Source organism: Paraburkholderia graminis, assembly GCF_003330785.1.
Lineage (GTDB): Bacteria > Pseudomonadota > Gammaproteobacteria > Burkholderiales > Burkholderiaceae > Paraburkholderia > Paraburkholderia graminis.
Map to the genome: position 1 here is coordinate 58,576 of NZ_CP024935.1, position 14,112 is coordinate 72,687.

At 59.3% G+C, this 14,112-nt stretch carries 12 protein-coding genes; 7 read left to right on the plus strand and 5 right to left on the minus strand.

Features of this window, described 5'->3' with window-relative positions; genetic code table 11:
• Nucleotides 1–41: 41 nt before the first annotated feature.
• A complete protein-coding gene (locus CUJ91_RS18455; protein WP_114156801.1) occupies nt 42–983 on the minus strand; it encodes a hypothetical protein in 942 nt (313 codons plus the stop codon).
• 161 nt (nt 984–1,144) lie between these two features.
• Between CUJ91_RS18455 and CUJ91_RS18460 the strand changes: the two genes are divergently transcribed.
• The 3 genes from CUJ91_RS18460 to CUJ91_RS18470 are packed head-to-tail and all read left to right on the plus strand — an operon-like array spanning nt 1,145 to nt 2,962.
• A complete protein-coding gene (locus tag CUJ91_RS18460; RefSeq protein WP_114156802.1) occupies nt 1,145–1,726 on the plus strand; it encodes a hypothetical protein in 582 nt (193 codons plus the stop codon).
• A 4-nt stretch (nt 1,727–1,730) separates the two neighbouring features.
• The gene (locus tag CUJ91_RS18465; RefSeq protein ID WP_114156803.1) at nt 1,731–2,135 is read left to right on the plus strand and encodes a hypothetical protein; all 405 of its coding nucleotides are present in this window, start codon (nt 1,731–1,733) and stop codon (nt 2,133–2,135) included.
• Complete coding sequence (locus tag CUJ91_RS18470; RefSeq protein ID WP_114156804.1) at nt 2,132–2,962, plus strand: ImmA/IrrE family metallo-endopeptidase; 831 nt, start codon at nt 2,132–2,134, stop codon at nt 2,960–2,962. Before CUJ91_RS18465 ends, CUJ91_RS18470 begins: the two co-directional genes overlap by 4 nt.
• A 1,608-nt stretch (nt 2,963–4,570) precedes the next feature.
• Here CUJ91_RS18470 and CUJ91_RS18480 read toward each other — a convergent pair.
• On the minus strand, nt 4,571–4,927 hold the full coding sequence (locus tag CUJ91_RS18480) for a hypothetical protein (RefSeq protein WP_114156806.1): 357 nt from the start codon (nt 4,925–4,927) through the stop codon (nt 4,571–4,573).
• Nucleotides 4,928–6,074: 1,147 nt separating this feature from the next.
• Between CUJ91_RS18480 and CUJ91_RS18495 the strand changes: the two genes are divergently transcribed.
• Together CUJ91_RS18495 and repC are read left to right on the plus strand one after the other, a co-directional pair.
• Nucleotides 6,075–7,037, plus strand: a complete 963-nt coding sequence (locus CUJ91_RS18495; RefSeq protein WP_114156808.1) for a helicase RepA family protein — start codon at nt 6,075–6,077, stop codon at nt 7,035–7,037.
• A complete protein-coding gene (gene repC / locus CUJ91_RS18500; protein WP_161966585.1) occupies nt 7,027–8,025 on the plus strand; it encodes a replication protein C, IncQ-type in 999 nt (332 codons plus the stop codon). The genes CUJ91_RS18495 and repC overlap by 11 nt, the downstream gene beginning before the upstream one ends.
• 495 nt (nt 8,026–8,520) lie before the next feature.
• On the opposite strand, the gene CUJ91_RS18505 is transcribed toward repC, so the two are convergent.
• From CUJ91_RS18505 to CUJ91_RS18515, 3 genes are all read right to left on the minus strand, one after another.
• The gene (locus CUJ91_RS18505) at nt 8,521–9,417 is read right to left on the minus strand and encodes a hypothetical protein (protein WP_114156810.1); all 897 of its coding nucleotides are present in this window, start codon (nt 9,415–9,417) and stop codon (nt 8,521–8,523) included.
• Nucleotides 9,414–10,256 (minus strand): HipA family kinase, encoded by an 843-nt coding sequence (locus CUJ91_RS18510; protein WP_114156811.1) that lies wholly within the window; start codon nt 10,254–10,256, stop codon nt 9,414–9,416. The genes CUJ91_RS18505 and CUJ91_RS18510 overlap by 4 nt, the downstream gene beginning before the upstream one ends.
• Before the next feature lie 477 nt (nt 10,257–10,733).
• Nucleotides 10,734–12,440, minus strand: coding sequence for a site-specific integrase (locus CUJ91_RS18515; protein ID WP_161966586.1), 1,707 nt, complete (start codon nt 12,438–12,440; stop codon nt 10,734–10,736).
• Nucleotides 12,441–12,608: 168 nt separating this feature from the next.
• On the opposite strand from CUJ91_RS18515, the gene CUJ91_RS18520 reads away from it, so the two are divergent.
• Entirely contained in the window at nt 12,609–12,971 is a 363-nt protein-coding gene (locus tag CUJ91_RS18520; protein WP_114156812.1) for an aminotransferase class V-fold PLP-dependent enzyme, read from the plus strand.
• A 297-nt stretch (nt 12,972–13,268) separates the two neighbouring features.
• Nucleotides 13,269–14,102 (plus strand): ABC transporter substrate-binding protein, encoded by an 834-nt coding sequence (locus tag CUJ91_RS18525; protein ID WP_053859662.1) that lies wholly within the window; start codon nt 13,269–13,271, stop codon nt 14,100–14,102.
• Nucleotides 14,103–14,112 lie beyond the last annotated feature (10 nt).

Consider the following 14,112-nt stretch of genomic DNA (forward strand, 5'->3'; position numbering starts at 1 on the left):
TCGCCACCTACGGTTGTGTAAATGTGCGTGTTAGCGAGCCGTCATGCAGCGCGACGCCCGGGACTACCAAACATCAGTTCGAGTTCGTCAAACCAGTTGCGCGTATGGATGAGGCGCCGCTGGTGGGCCTCGGCAGAGAGGATTTCCGCTTTCGACATTTGCGAAATGCGCTCCCAGTCCGTGTCCGAAAGCACGTAGGTGGCGTTGTTCACCTGACGGCTCTCGAGCAGGCAGAAGCGTTGACGCGGAAACCCGAACACCGCGTAGCCGTCGAATCCGGCCGACCCTACCGCGACGAAATCAGGCTCGTGGCCACCGATGGCGGCAAACCGTGCCGCAATAACATTCCGATTGCCTGCCGGTGCGCTCGCGACGATACGGTCTAGAGCCGGTTTTGCGCTGAGCCAAGGATTGCGTCCCGGCGGCAGCAGTTCCCAGTTCAAGCGGCGAACGGGTGCCGCGCCCCACGCGCCGAGAGCCAAGGTCAGCACTTCGAAGCCACCGAACTGCTCGCAGAAGACGTTGGCGGTATTGGTGGCGACCGCGTCGAGTTCGCTGCCGACGGTGAATGGGCCAGCCACCACGAACGACACGCCGTCGGAACGCGTCTGAACCTGAAGTTCGACGGCATATGGAGGAACAGCGGTGCGGGGGTAGCGCAGATACGGCACGTCCTTCACACCCGTCTTCTCGACGGTGTCGCGGCCGTGGTGTTCCACCCAGGCCCAGCTGATTTGGCGATACCGCGTTTCCTTCGGCTGGTCGCGGTGAATGATGTCGAAACCATTCGCGTTGCGCCGGCTGGCCGCGCCGCCGGTTGCCGGGGGCAACACGCGGGTGCCGCTTTCCGGATGCGTGCCGAGGCGGGCGCGTTCCAGGCGCTGCGACTGAATCGTGTTGAGCGGCAGTCCAAGAAGATATTGCTCACCGGCGCGCAGATGCACCAAGTCCCTGTTGATATTACGAGTTTTGCGATTTACCATCGGTCGATTGTCCTTATACAGTGTGGGCGCGGCGCACCATGCGCTTGTGCCCTTACTGAACAAGACTCTCGAGAAGCCGTCCGTGGACGCTGACAGAAAAATATTTTTATCGCGTCCACCGAAGGCGGTTGAAGAGTCACATTTCAGGAGCGGGTACGGGGATGTCCGATACCGTGGAGAACGAGAGCCGACTGAGCAAACGCGAGGTCGAGGAAGAGCTGCAGAAGCTCAGCGGGGCAGACTGGACGCGGGCGGAGATTTATGCCGGCTTCCTGTCGAGAAGCCTTGCCGGGTGCGACGGCAACGACCTGCTGCAAATGGCCATTGAGAAGTTTGTCAACATGCGTCGCAGGTGGCCGAGGGGCCTCGAACCGCTCAAGGCCTTGTTCGGCGCAATGAGGAGCATTTCTTCGAACGAGCTGAAGAAAGAGACCAAAGGTCCGATTGACACGTTCGCGGTCGTGTCGACGACCGACGAGTCTCCCGAAGAGGGGCAGATTCAGCCGTACGCAGTCGCAACGACTCTGGAAACCCCGGAGGACGTATTTATCGCGCGGCAGTTGGTCGAACAGATTGAAGCGGAACTTTCCGACGACGAGGAAGCTGGTTTGTTATTTATGGTGTGGATTGATGGAACACGCGGCGCGGAAGCGGCCGCCGTGCTGGGTTGGGACAAGAAGCGCTTTGACGCGGCGAGGAAGCGCTTGCTGCGTCGGCTCGCACCTCACGATAAGCAGGGGTGAACAGATGAATGCAAAGAGGAAAGGCGAGCCATTCGACAATCTTGCTGATGCTTTAGAGCGAGAACTCTTAGACATGTCCGACGAAGACATCCTTGAAGGAAGAAACGGGGATGCGGCCAAGGCGAATGGTTTGAGGCTATTGAAAGCTGCGAAGGCTGCCGCTGGGAAACAGCGGCTGGCTGCGGCCAAGGAGGCCATAGCGTCGGCTCGTGTCGGGGTTTCATCCGTCCAGCCCGAAGTCAAATTGGATGACATCAAAGCCTATATACGGCAAGCGTCGAACGACGGCCGATATACGTTAGCAGCGCGAGGTCTGGATGAGATGACCGAGTCCGACTTGCGACGAATCTACGTTCAGCTCAAGCGGTTAGAGGCTTCCCGCGATTCAAGCGAGGATGGCGGTCAATGAGCCCGGGTGAGCGCGCTGAAAATCTCATAGCAGAGTTCGGCATTACGTCGGCTGAGGAGTTGGATGTTAGGGCTTTCGCCTACGACGCCGGTCTCGAAGTTGAGTTTGACGACTTGGAGGGTTGCGAGGCGACTCTTGTCGGAGTTGGAAATAGGGGCATTGCGACCATTCGACCGTCAAACGTTGTCGGACGGGAACGCTTTTCCATCGGTCACGAACTAGGTCATTGGGAAATGCATCGCGGCAAGTCATTTCGCTGTCGCGTTGACGACCCGGGTGACAATCTCGCGTCGAACAGTGAGCAAGAGAAGCACGCAGACGAGTATGCAGCTCATCTTTTGATGCCGCGCCCGCTGCTGCAGCCAATGGTTAAGAGCATTGGACGCCCTGGGTTCAAGCACATCAACGAATTCGCTGAAATTTTCCAAACGAGCCGCACCGCAACGTGCATTCGAATTGCACAAATCGATACGCTACCGATTATCGCTGCCTGTTATCGCGGCAACGACCTGCGCTGGCTGTCTCGGGCGCCGGATGTCCCCAAGAAGTGGTTTCTCAAGCGCCGCCTAGACGAAGACAGTCTTGCTTACGACGTCTTGCAGCACGGCAGGGAGTTGCACGGGAAACAGCCCGCTGAAGTATGGTTCGACGATGACGGCGCGGACGACTATGAAGTCGTGGAGCACAGTGCTCGGGGCCGTGAAGGAGAAGTGCTTGTGCTCATCTACCTGACCGACGTCGAAATGATGACAGCGCGAAGCAATCGCTCGCGAGACGCCGCAAATTCATTTGGTTTCGGTGGCGGCTATTCAAAAGGTCGACGGTAAACCCGCCCGCTATACGGCTGCTTGGACGCGTAGTTTTACTGGAGCGGCCTAGTTAGCTGAAATGCCTGCAACCCGTCGAACAGCTAGCAGCAGAAGTCGCCGCAGGACTTTCCGGCTCAGGCGGCGGAACGATTGAAGCTGGGGCTGGCGCGCTAAGATTGCGGCGAGATGCCACCATCGCCGAACTGCGTCGCCGTGCCCGTCAGCCAAGATACAGGCTATTTCACCCGAATCGGTATCCGATAACGGCCGGGGCCGCGGATTCTTTAGTGCGACGCATGCACCCGGATAGACTCGGTGTCGTCAAGGACCATGAAACAAGAAACTGAAGCTCCGAACCGCTCGCTGGTAAGTCAGCGCTCGCTCACGTCACACGTGCCCTGACCGATTTGTTCGGATGCCTGCTATCAGATATCGAGACAGACGTAGGCGTCGCGGCAAGGCACCAGCAGATTTCTGACGCCAGTTTCGTACGGCTGCGGCGTGCGCTCGACCGGCTGGCTTGCGCGCAGGCCGTTTTGGCGGCAATGAGTGCGGGGAGCGTGGGGACAAGTTCCGGTGAGACCGGGATGCCAATGCAGATGCGGGATGCGGTGGAGTTGCTGGCAAGAGAGTGGCCGGAGGAGTATCCGGCCGGGGCGGTGGAGTGGGTGCTGCTGGAGCCTTGACTTGGAAAAGGGCCTGTTATTTCTTGCCACCGGTCGGAGCTGCGTTTCCTCGATTGCCGCCAGACTTGGCGCCGGTCGTATTCGCCAATTCCCACCTGTGAAGCCAGTTGGCGGTCGACCGCGGCTTGGCCCCCGGCCTTCGAGCCTGCCGCCGCGGTCTGGCCGCCTCGGTGCCTTGGTGTGAAAGTGCGGGTCCTAGTCGGCGGAGAAGCGAGTCCGCATTGAACGACACTAGCCGACTCGAAGCGCAACGCAGATGCCTCTGCGCCGCTATCCGATGCTGCCGGAGACACATTGGCTGCAGGAAGTGGTAGTTCGAGCAACTTGGGAGGTTCGGCGCAGCCGTTGCGAGAAGAAAGCATCGGCTGATAAGGGCCGAATCGAACCCTTCGTCGGCGGTGCTTTAACTCTGCGGTCGACCCTCACGCCGATGCAGACTGCTGTCCGGCTCCCAGTCCGAAATCCGCGAAGGTCGTATTTTCAAAGATGGGCTTGCAAAAAATAAGGCGCTGGAATCGCTCCTGCGCCTTTCGTTGATTACTTTAGTTTACGCCCCGCCAGATATGGCGTTCGTGGGTCCTGGTGCCCGTAAATAAAACCCTTTTACGGAGAGCGTAAATAAAACTATTCCACCGTGGCAACATGAACCGCCCGCGAATTGCTTGCGTTACACCGTCACCGATTTCGCCAGATTGCAGCATTTGTCCACATTGTGCGGAAGCATGGGATGGCGGCGGCTGAATCGTTAAAGGCATACATTCGGGGCGGTACGCGAAGCCCCGTTTGTGAGTGTCTGAAATGTGGAGCGGTGCGGCGCTCTCGCTTTTTCCTGCCTGCGCCATCCTTTCGCGGCAACCGCAACTGCCTGCAGTGCTGCTAGCGGCGCACCCAATTACATCGACAACTGCGCAGAAACAAGCCCCGTCTCCGGGGCGCGAAATCACATTGCATATTCCTCGAAGTCTGCGTCATCGACGGTGTGAATCCGGTCGTGCAGGTCGAGAGTCTTTCCGTCAAGCCAGTCGCGGATATTTTCTGTCACATGCAAGGCGACCTGGTGCTCCAGTGACGCTGCGGTCGCGTGCCATTCAGGGCTTCGGAAATAGTCGTCAGTCGACGGTGTAGCGTATGCGTCTGCGAAAAATTCGCCAGCGTCCGAATGAATAGTAGATGTGCCGTGAAATTTGATTTCCCTGTCACCTGCGGCATCGTGCGTCCTTGCAGCCCAGCAAAAGCGTTTGATTTCGGTGCCTGCATGTTGCGTTGCGGGCACGAGGACATAGTCAATCACGTACATGTCGGTTCCTTGGTTGTGAGTTGCCACATCATGTGGACCTTATCTATAGCGATGTGCTCGCGCGCGGCGTTTTAGATTGCACGCGACCTAAAACGAGTACGTGTTGGCGACGTCCATTGCCGGTTGGCTTATAGATATCTAAGGCATGCCCGCGGATAGGGCCCATGCGCTGCACTTTCCTTTCGCGATGCCCGATGCCCTGCCAAGTAATCTGGGTTTTGACTTAGGCTGCCAACGCCAACGCCAACGCCAACGCCAACGCCAACGCCAACGCCAACGCCAACGCCAACGCCAACGCCCAACGAACGGCGCCGCGCATGTGCTTCATCCAAGGCTTCAGTAATAACTGAGTTCCACCTCGCATAGGCAAAGCCAGTCGAGGGATGGTGCACCCTTGCCAAGGGCACCTCGTCACACAGCGGTATCAGAATCCGGCCGAGGCGCTTACTGAAAGCAATGACAACGTCCGGCCGCACTGTCGCGAGCACTTTCACGAAGGGCGCCTTGCCTTGTTCCCAAAATTCGGCAGGAGGTGCGACGCGCGACGCCGGCACGAATTCCTGAAGGAAGTTGTAGTAGCAAACGCGCTCCCAGAAGTCCGCCCGGAGCAACGCCCGAGTTGGTGCTGCGTGCAGCGGTGGTGTTGCTGGCAAGAGAGTGGCCGGAGGACTATCCAGCCGGGCGATGGAGTGGGTGCTCACTCAGTCGCCGGCGTCGCCAGCCGAAACGGCATCCAGCCGACATACCTCGAAGGCATCAACGAGCGCAAGCGTTCAAAAAGCGACGAGCTACTCCCTCCACTCGTCTAAAACGGCGCTTCACCCGGGCATCGCGCAATTAGCGCTGAAGACATAAAACCGCGGCCCTATATGTCCCGATACGTCGACCAGTGTCGCGTACAGGCACGCCAGGGCCGCTGTCGCCCGCTCGTGGTCAGAAAACTCTCATCGGAAGCACATGAAACTACTCGAACTCGAAGACTTGGCCGCTCTGCTTGGCCGTAGCCCGCAAACAATCCGCAAAGATATACGCCGCAACCCGATGGCAGTTCCGCCTCGCTTACACATTCCGGGTACGCGCATGTTGCGCTGGCGCGAATGCGACGTGCAAGCGTGGCTCGCGGACCATGTCGTAGGAGGAGGGGCGAATGAATCTGCTTGACCATCGGCTCGACATTCGCAAAGCGTTAAGTGAGCCGCCGCCCCCGCTTGACCACGTGTTGCCTGGCTTGTTGGCTGGAACAGTGGGCGCGCTTATCGGACCCGGCGGCGTCGGAAAAACAATGCTCCTGATGCAAATCGCCTGCGACATTGCTGCCGGGAAACCCGTCGGCGGAGGCATACTTACACCCCACAAGCTCTCGGGCACAGGCGCACCGGTCGTGTTTCTGCTCGCTGAAGAGTCGCGTGATGTGATGCAGTGGCGGCTGCAGGCAGCGCTACACGGCATCCAGGAGATGGCCGAGTTCAAGGATGCAGGAGCCTGCGATGCGCTTGTCGAGCGGTTGAGTCGGCACCTTCTCGTGTATCCACTGGCCGGTGCCAAACGACTCGGGCTGGTTGCTGACGGGCACGTGGTTGAGGATGCGCTGTCGAAGGTTGCCGAGATGGCGAAGAGTGCGAGGCTGCTGATAGTTGACCCGCTCAGACGTTTTCACTCGGGTGAGGAAAATGATTCTTCGCATATGACAAATGTGGTCGGAGCGTTCGAGCGGATTGCGGCGCAGTCAGGTGCCGCGGTGCTTCTGTCGCATCACGCGAATCGAAGTTCTGTGCTGGCAGGCGCTGGCGAGCACGCGAGTGCATCGCGTGGCTCATCGGCACTCACTGACAGTATCCGCTGGCAGGCGAATCTCTCCGCCGTCACAGAATCGACAGCCGGCTATCTGGGTATCGCGGAGCCGCATCGGCGCAACTTCGTCCGCCTCGACATCGCGAAAGCAAATTACGGCTCAAAGGGTTTCGAACCGCTTATCCTTCGAAGGGATGCAACAACGGGGGCGTTGGCTGTCGCCGGGTCGATAGGGGGGAAGCGACGTACTGTCGCGAGCGATGCGTCGAAGGGCAGGCGAGCGACTTCTCGGCATACCGGAGCGACGAATGTCTGTTGAACGCATCGTGCGCTATGACCCAGCGTTCGCGTCGGCCGCCCTTTTTCAGCCTGTATTCAGAGGTTTCCGTCCGAGACTTGACGTCCGTTTCGATTTCAACGGTATTGGCTGGCGGTGGCGTGGCCCCGAGCAGCTAGGTATTCCCGAGCAGACATTGCTGCTTGTTTTGCTCGAGCTCGCGGCGGAGCAGAAAGCGGTTGAGCCCGGCGATGAGACACGTCAGATTGAGTCGGACCTGTATCAGGTAGGCGAAGTACGGCGGCCACGCACGGCCAAGCTCACGGTGAGTTTCTACGAGCTTTGTCGTCGTCTGGGTCGGGGTGCAGGCGGCAGCGCAGCCGAGCAGCGGCGTGCAGAACTGAAACGGCTGTGCGAAGTGACTGTATGGTCGAAAATTGACGACGGCAGCGAATTTCAGAGTCGACTGTTGAACTGGCAGGTCGGAAACGGCACGGGGGTCACCGTGCTGCTGAACTGGAGACTTACGGAGGTCTTGTTTGGCGGTCACTTCTCCGTCGTCTGCGTGGATGAGCGGCTGTCGTTGAAGTCGGAGTGTGCGCGGGCGCTGCATTGCGCGTTGTCGCTCCGGGTTCGCGCCGGTACGACGATGGCATTTCACATTGATAAGCTTGCTCGATATGTCTGGGCTGATGCGGGCGCGCATATACCCGTGAGCCCACGGACCGGGCATCGTCCTCAATCAGAGACACCTGCTGCAATCGCCGCCCGGCGCCGCTCGCGCGAGTTGAAGAAGGCCGTGACAGAAATAGCTGAGCTGGGCGCCTGGACGGTAAAGCTCACTGCAAAGGGTGCTGTACAGTTTTCGCGACATGCGCTGAGCAAAGCGGAAGAGACTTCGCTTCCCTGGCTACCGGAGCAACCGCGACATCCCTCCCTGAAGCCGCCGGAGGCCTCGTCAAGCCGGGTGACGTCGCCTGGCGTGTGGACGATGTTTGCTCGACAGGACTCATCGCCTGCCTCGAGCTGACGTTTGCAATATGACATGTCCTGAGGCTATCCAACCACGTCAGAATGCGTACGGATTCACGTCAGGATGCGCCGGAGTCGATTGTGTAACCCCATGAAAATTAGAGACAATTCTCGCTTATCGCGAGACGCTCTATTTCCCTCTAGGGTGTTTGACATGGATTGCGGAAGTTGACCATCAGAGACGTTTCTTGGGTGGTCACGCCGGGGCATCGACATGAGCCTGGCTTCGACAAAAAAAGCGTGTCGTCTTTTCTATCGACGGGATGCGCGCGTATTGAGGGGAGCGAGGGGAGGGGAGCGAGGGCACACGTCGCTCCTGCTGAGAGTCATGCGCGAAGGGCGCCAGCCCTTCTCTGCCCATGTTTGCTCTGAGTTTCAGCCCGAGGCGCTCGCCTCTTCAGACCGGGAAGGTAAAAGCCGGTCCGCAGTGACGATTGAAACATGACAAAGAGAGTTGGCCCTTACCGCAACATTCAATGACGGGTGCTCAGACTCACGCGACAACTGACAAGGATTCGTAACCGAGAAGTCGCTTGGACGCTGAGCGTGCATCGTGAATAGGGAAGACGCTGAGGTCCTCTTTCGACGCTTGCATCCGGAGTTCGTCGACCATGTCTGAAACGAGTTCGTACTCTCTGTCTGAGTAGATGGGCAAGTCAGCGGAAGGGACCCAGGCCGTCAACTCAAATTTGTCCGGCGTGATAAATCCAAAGCTATCTCGTGCGCGGGCCAGTCTCCACAGCGCCGCCGACGGTGCTCGAAGACGTACTGCGCTCTTGCTTTTCGGGTCGATAGCGGCATAACACGTCGCATATGCCTGACCGACGTAATCAATCGCGAAGCCCGTCGACGATTTCGACAAACTGAATGTCCGGTTAAAGCCGGCGTGCAGCGACGGCTTGCGGGTGAGGACTTCCTTTTTGACCGATTGAGCGAACCGGTTTTCAAAGGCTGGTCGAACCACGCGAATGTCATCGTCGGATGAAGAACTCACATTAGCCGGCCTGCGATGGAAGAGTGAGCATCTTTCCAGCGCTGCCTGAACGACACCTTCCTCATCCTCTGCATCGACTTCGAAGGCCTTGCCCGTCTGAATACCGCTCAGTGGGCTGACCCATTGGGCGGGGCGACCCTTGTGTACGCTCCAGTCGAGATAGTCCGCGACGATAAGCGCACCGAAAGAATGGAGGGTGATGCCCAAATCGTCAGGCAGGCACTTCAGGACCTTGCGCGTGACGACCCGCGCGAAAGGGGCTCCACTCGCGAATTCGCCGAGGACGGCGATTGCAATCCGCTCGCCGGACGTCTCAATCTGGAGATATACGAGACGTGCGCTTCCCGTGCACATGTCGCCCGGCGATAGAAAGGTAAGTTGCTCAAAGGTAGTCATTGAGGTGAAGTGCCAACGTCATTGCGCCTGATGTTGAAAAGCTCAGAAAGTCCAAGAGCCTGGGACACTTCTTCATGCAGACGGTCGACGCTGAGTGCGAGATAGCGCTCCATCTGCTCCGCGAGCAACGCCGTGGACGCGATTTGTTCCAGCGGGATGCGCTCGACCGCATTGATGCACTCCGCGCAGAATGAATTTACGGTCGGACGAAGGGCGTGGCGTCGGGCGCGTGGCAGCATGCTCAATCGGCGCAACAGATAGTTGGGCCCTGGACGGGGCATCGTCGAGAAAAGGTTCATATTTTCACCTCCCATCGCTTTCTCGTGGTCGATGAGTAACGCGCCAACGGGTGGAGCCCACACCAGGTTGTCGTCGTGTCGGTCATCGTTCCCAATCAGAGCATCGTACATCGCCATTCTCGCAAGCAGCACATCATCAATTTTAATGTGTGCCGCGAGGACCTGGTCGGAGAGCCGGTCGAGTAGCACCGGCTGAGCGTTAGCAACATATTCCGTGGCGAAGCAGCGTTTGACCGGCGTGTCGCCGTATGGCCAGCCATCGGTCAGCCGGTTCTTCTCAACCCAGACCCAGAAGGCTTCGGGAGTCGGGAGTCCAAGCTGTCGGGCAAGCCAGGCACACGCAGATTCGACCGAAAAGCCCCGGTCCGTGAGAAGTTTCACGACTGCGATAACGCTGCCGGTTCTGACCTGAATCTGGACGCGCCCCCGCACGACCAGGTTCGTCGCATTCGACACGCGGTCTACCGGGCGGAACTGAAGTCGACCTTCGGCAAAAAATGCGGTGTCCCCACTTCTCGCCGCTTCGAATAAGCTGCTCATACGTGTCCTACCGACGCGCAGACAGGACGCGTGCGCGAATGCATTTGCGGGAAGTCCGGCGGCACGATGCACTAACCAAAGGCCACGAAAACGCTCCATCTTGTGTGCCAGCCGGACGTGGACACCAAGTATAGTGTATTTCGAAGATGTGTTGAGCGCATCGTCACGTCGCTCCAGGACGAATCCAAGCGCGATGCGCGTTGCGGAAGTGGCGACGACGGGGACTTCACTGCCAGCATAGCGCGGTCCCCTCTGCTTTCCTCCATGTGCGCGCCTCCGCTCGGGGTGCGACCACGCTCCCTGGTCGCCATTGACCGCGTCGATTTTGGTACACGTGAGGAAAACCGCTATCGCTGCGAGGGTGCCAGGTTGGTTTTGCGTAGGCCTTAAGGCTCCTTCGGCACGGGTTTGCGCGGTGGTGCTGTCTCCAGCAACACCTGGCTCTCGCAAAGTGGTTGCTGGAGGCGCCCGGTACGCTTAGGCCAGCGGTGCCGCCGCATCTCGATTCAACAGATGGCCAAGTTCGAGGCCAGGAAATTCGAGTTTGTGCATGGCTTCGACAAGCACCTGGAAGGGAAGCCGTTTCTCGCCCGCTTCATTGAGACCGTACTGGCTGTCGGGTGCGTGTCCGACCAGCTCCTCGATTACCGAATTTTCGATGCCGGACAGCTGCGCAAAGGCCTTAAACGTATGGCGGAAGCTGTGGAAGTCGAGGCGTGGGTCATCAAGGCCCGCATCGTCATCGAGGTAACCGCTAAACCAGCTGCACCAAACCGCACCGAGCTGAGCATATTTGTTCAGCTTCAGTTCGGGAAAGAGCAGGCCGTCGCGGTCCTGCCGTCCGACGTAGGCGAGCCAGCCGAGTTCAAGCAGTGTCCGGTGGATAGGCACGTGTCGCTTGATGCCAGCATCTCCCGTCCGGTGTTCGCGCTTGAGGTCATGCAGGTGCAGGCACCACACGCCGGCACGCTGCACCACGTCCCGCGTGCGGAGCTGGCAGAGGTCTTCCAGGCGTGCGCCCGAATGCGACCCGAGCAGGGGTAGCCAGTACGCGGCTTCTCCGCCGCCTTTGCAAGGGCGATAGTTTTCAACGTACACCCGGGACGCAAACAGCTGGTTGAGCTCGTGAATCCTGAAGGCATCGCGCTGGGCATTTGGGTCAGCATCCCGGCGAACAGCCTTCTTGCTGAATTTCGCTCCCGCAAACGGATTCACAGCAAGCTTGGTCAGCATCTTTTTGATTGCTGTGTTGATTATCGGGGAGAGCAGCGCAAGGATGGTGTTCACACGGCTCTTGCTCACGCGTTCCTGCTGCAGACAGGCGGTCTTGAACTGTGCAACGTGTTCGCGCGTCAGGGCAGTAAGCGGCATGATGCCTATCAGTCGCTCGAAGCGAGCAACCTGCGCTCGGACCTCGTCGGCGGTCTTGGGTTGGGGCGCCGCTTCCTCAATCCATTTGTTCACAGCGGCACTCCAGGTGTCGTTTTCATCGACGAGCGGGAGCAGTTCGGGTGTCGCGCCGATGTCTCCGTCGATTCGTCGCAGTTCCTCGTCGACGACCGCCAACTGGGCGTCGGCCATCGCTCTCAGCAGAGTGGCGAACTCTTCCGAGGCCGCAGGCAGCCACGCGCGCTCCCACGCAAGATGTTCTTCGACCGACTCAAGGATGGCCGAGAAATCGTCCGCAGCGCGCGCTCGCCGCAATAACTTGCGTGCTTCGAGCAGCAGTTTCCTGTGCGCTTCGTCGTCGTAGCCGTCGTTGGGACCGGCGTCCGGATGGCTGGGCGCGAAACAGGTCGGGCGCGTCTCGTCGTCGTTGATGAGGGCATTGGCCTTGTAGCGCTCAACCAGTCGGGGAATCTGCACTGCCGCCAGATGCAGGGTTCCGGGCGGCTGGATGGTAGGGTGGTAAGGCGCGGGTTGATTGCCGCCTGCTGCGCGCAGGGAGCGCGGCAGCCAGTCGGCATCGGGGGTAGCGTTCGCTGCGGCGCGTGCGGGAGCCAGCAGTTGTTCATATTCGAGCGCGGCGGTGGGCAGGCGCGTGATGGCCGTCTGCCTGCAGGTCGTCTCAAGACTGCGCCAGAACTCCTTGAGTTCGAGCAGGGGCTGCAGGTCGAGCGGAATCTTGCGGCGAAAATAGAAGTGCGACGAACCGCTGCGGGTGGTCAGGTAAGGGTGCTTCATGACATGTTCTCCGGAGAAAGGTAACAGTGCGGTGTAGCAACCCATTCCGAAAAAGCGCCCGCATCTAAACCGGTTGGCCGTTTTAGATGCGTAATGCGCCTGTTCGGGCGCATTACCGGCGTTCCAAGACAAAAAAGCCGCTGAACCTGGTGGGTCAGCGGCTTTTTCTTGCAAGCGGGCATCGAACCGGCGATTCGCTTCCATCAGGCGATCGGCGCCGCCAACATTCATGCACGGCTCAGCGCGCTGACCCGTTACTGGGCAGCACGCGCCGCGGACATCGCCGGCTTACGCTTTCACACGCCGCTCGACACGGAAACGCTCGGCGCCGTGAGCCTCTTTTCTATCGAAGGCGTCGACGCCCTGCGCGTCGAGCGTACATTGCGGGAATCGTTCGCGATTCACGTCAAGTACCGTTGCGTCGGCGAGCTGCAAGGCCTGCGCGTGTCGCCGCATATCTACATGAACGAAGCGGACCTCGACATGTTCGTCGATGCCCTCCGCGCGGCCGTCAGGGACGCGCGCGCATAAATCGCCGCCTCGGCTAGCAGCAAACGGACGGGCGCTTTCGCGCCTCGTCCGCCATCGCCACCTTCCCCGCCATCGCCGAAAAACCACCGCGCTCGACGGTGTATACCCCATTGCCAGCATTTTTTTCGCATGAAACACTGCGACTATCTGCTGTGCCGGACACGATTCCGATATATCAGACGACCAACTTCAGCCGCGCGATCACTTCTGTCCCGCCGATAGCGGACATGCCGCGAAGACCATGCTGATCGCCGTTTCTTCCACGCACGAAGCTTCAACACCAGACCGGGATCGAAAATGAGATTTGTCAGGGAAAGCGCACGACTTGCCTCTTTGTTTGCCGCGGCCGCGTTGCTCACGCTCGTGGGCTGTACCAAGGTGACGCCGCCGGAACAAAGCGCCGGAGCCGATTCGACGCTCAAGCAGGTCTTGCAGCGCGGCACGCTGCGGGTCGGCGACTGCCTGACCTTCGCGCCGTTCGGCTTCTACAACAAGGACGGCCAACCCGACGGCTACGACGTCGACCTCGCGAAAGAACTGGCGAAGCAGATGGGCGTCAAGCTCGAGGTCGTCAACACGACGAGCGCGAACCGCATTCCGAACCTGCAAACGAGCAAGGTCGACGTGGTGTTCTGCAACTTCACGCGCAACCTGGAACGTGCGAAGGAAATCGCCTTCACGAATCCGTATGTGGTGGCGAGCGAGGCGCTGCTGGTCAAGAAAAGCAGCGGCATCAAGTCGATCAACGATATGGCCAATCGTACGATTGCGACAGTCAAGGGTTCGACGAACGGCGACGAAGTGCGCTCGCTGAACATGCAGGTCAAGATTCAGGAGTTCGACAGCTCGCAGGCCGCGATTCTCGCGGTGAAGCAGGGGCAGGCGGACGCGATGATCGAGGACAACAACTTTCTGGCCTATCAGGCATCGCTCGACTCGAATCTGACGGTCACCAACGAAGCGCTTGTGCCGCTGGAGTACAACGCGTTCGGCGTGAAGGCGGGCGATCAGGTGTGGCTCAATTACCTGAACCTGTTCCTCTTCAACATCAATGCGTCGAAACAGAATGCGCAGCTCTACAAGAAGTGGTTCGGAACAGAGCCGCGTTTTCCGCTGAATCCGCAGTACTGAATGCGCGCAT

Coding starts and splice junctions, on each gene's coding strand:
- CUJ91_RS18505 (WP_114156810.1), bottom strand. CDS start 9,417: ATGACTACCTTTGAGCAACTTACCTTTCTATCGCCGGGCGACATGTGC.
- CUJ91_RS18480 (WP_114156806.1), bottom strand. CDS start 4,927: ATGTACGTGATTGACTATGTCCTCGTGCCCGCAACGCAACATGCAGGC.
- CUJ91_RS18525 (WP_053859662.1), top strand. CDS start 13,269: ATGAGATTTGTCAGGGAAAGCGCACGACTTGCCTCTTTGTTTGCCGCG.
- CUJ91_RS18510 (WP_114156811.1), bottom strand. CDS start 10,256: ATGAGCAGCTTATTCGAAGCGGCGAGAAGTGGGGACACCGCATTTTTT.
- CUJ91_RS18460 (WP_114156802.1), top strand. CDS start 1,145: ATGTCCGATACCGTGGAGAACGAGAGCCGACTGAGCAAACGCGAGGTC.
- repC (WP_161966585.1), top strand. CDS start 7,027: ATGTCTGTTGAACGCATCGTGCGCTATGACCCAGCGTTCGCGTCGGCC.
- CUJ91_RS18495 (WP_114156808.1), top strand. CDS start 6,075: ATGAATCTGCTTGACCATCGGCTCGACATTCGCAAAGCGTTAAGTGAG.
- CUJ91_RS18465 (WP_114156803.1), top strand. CDS start 1,731: ATGAATGCAAAGAGGAAAGGCGAGCCATTCGACAATCTTGCTGATGCT.
- CUJ91_RS18455 (WP_114156801.1), bottom strand. CDS start 983: ATGGTAAATCGCAAAACTCGTAATATCAACAGGGACTTGGTGCATCTG.
- CUJ91_RS18515 (WP_161966586.1), bottom strand. CDS start 12,440: ATGAAGCACCCTTACCTGACCACCCGCAGCGGTTCGTCGCACTTCTAT.
- CUJ91_RS18470 (WP_114156804.1), top strand. CDS start 2,132: ATGAGCCCGGGTGAGCGCGCTGAAAATCTCATAGCAGAGTTCGGCATT.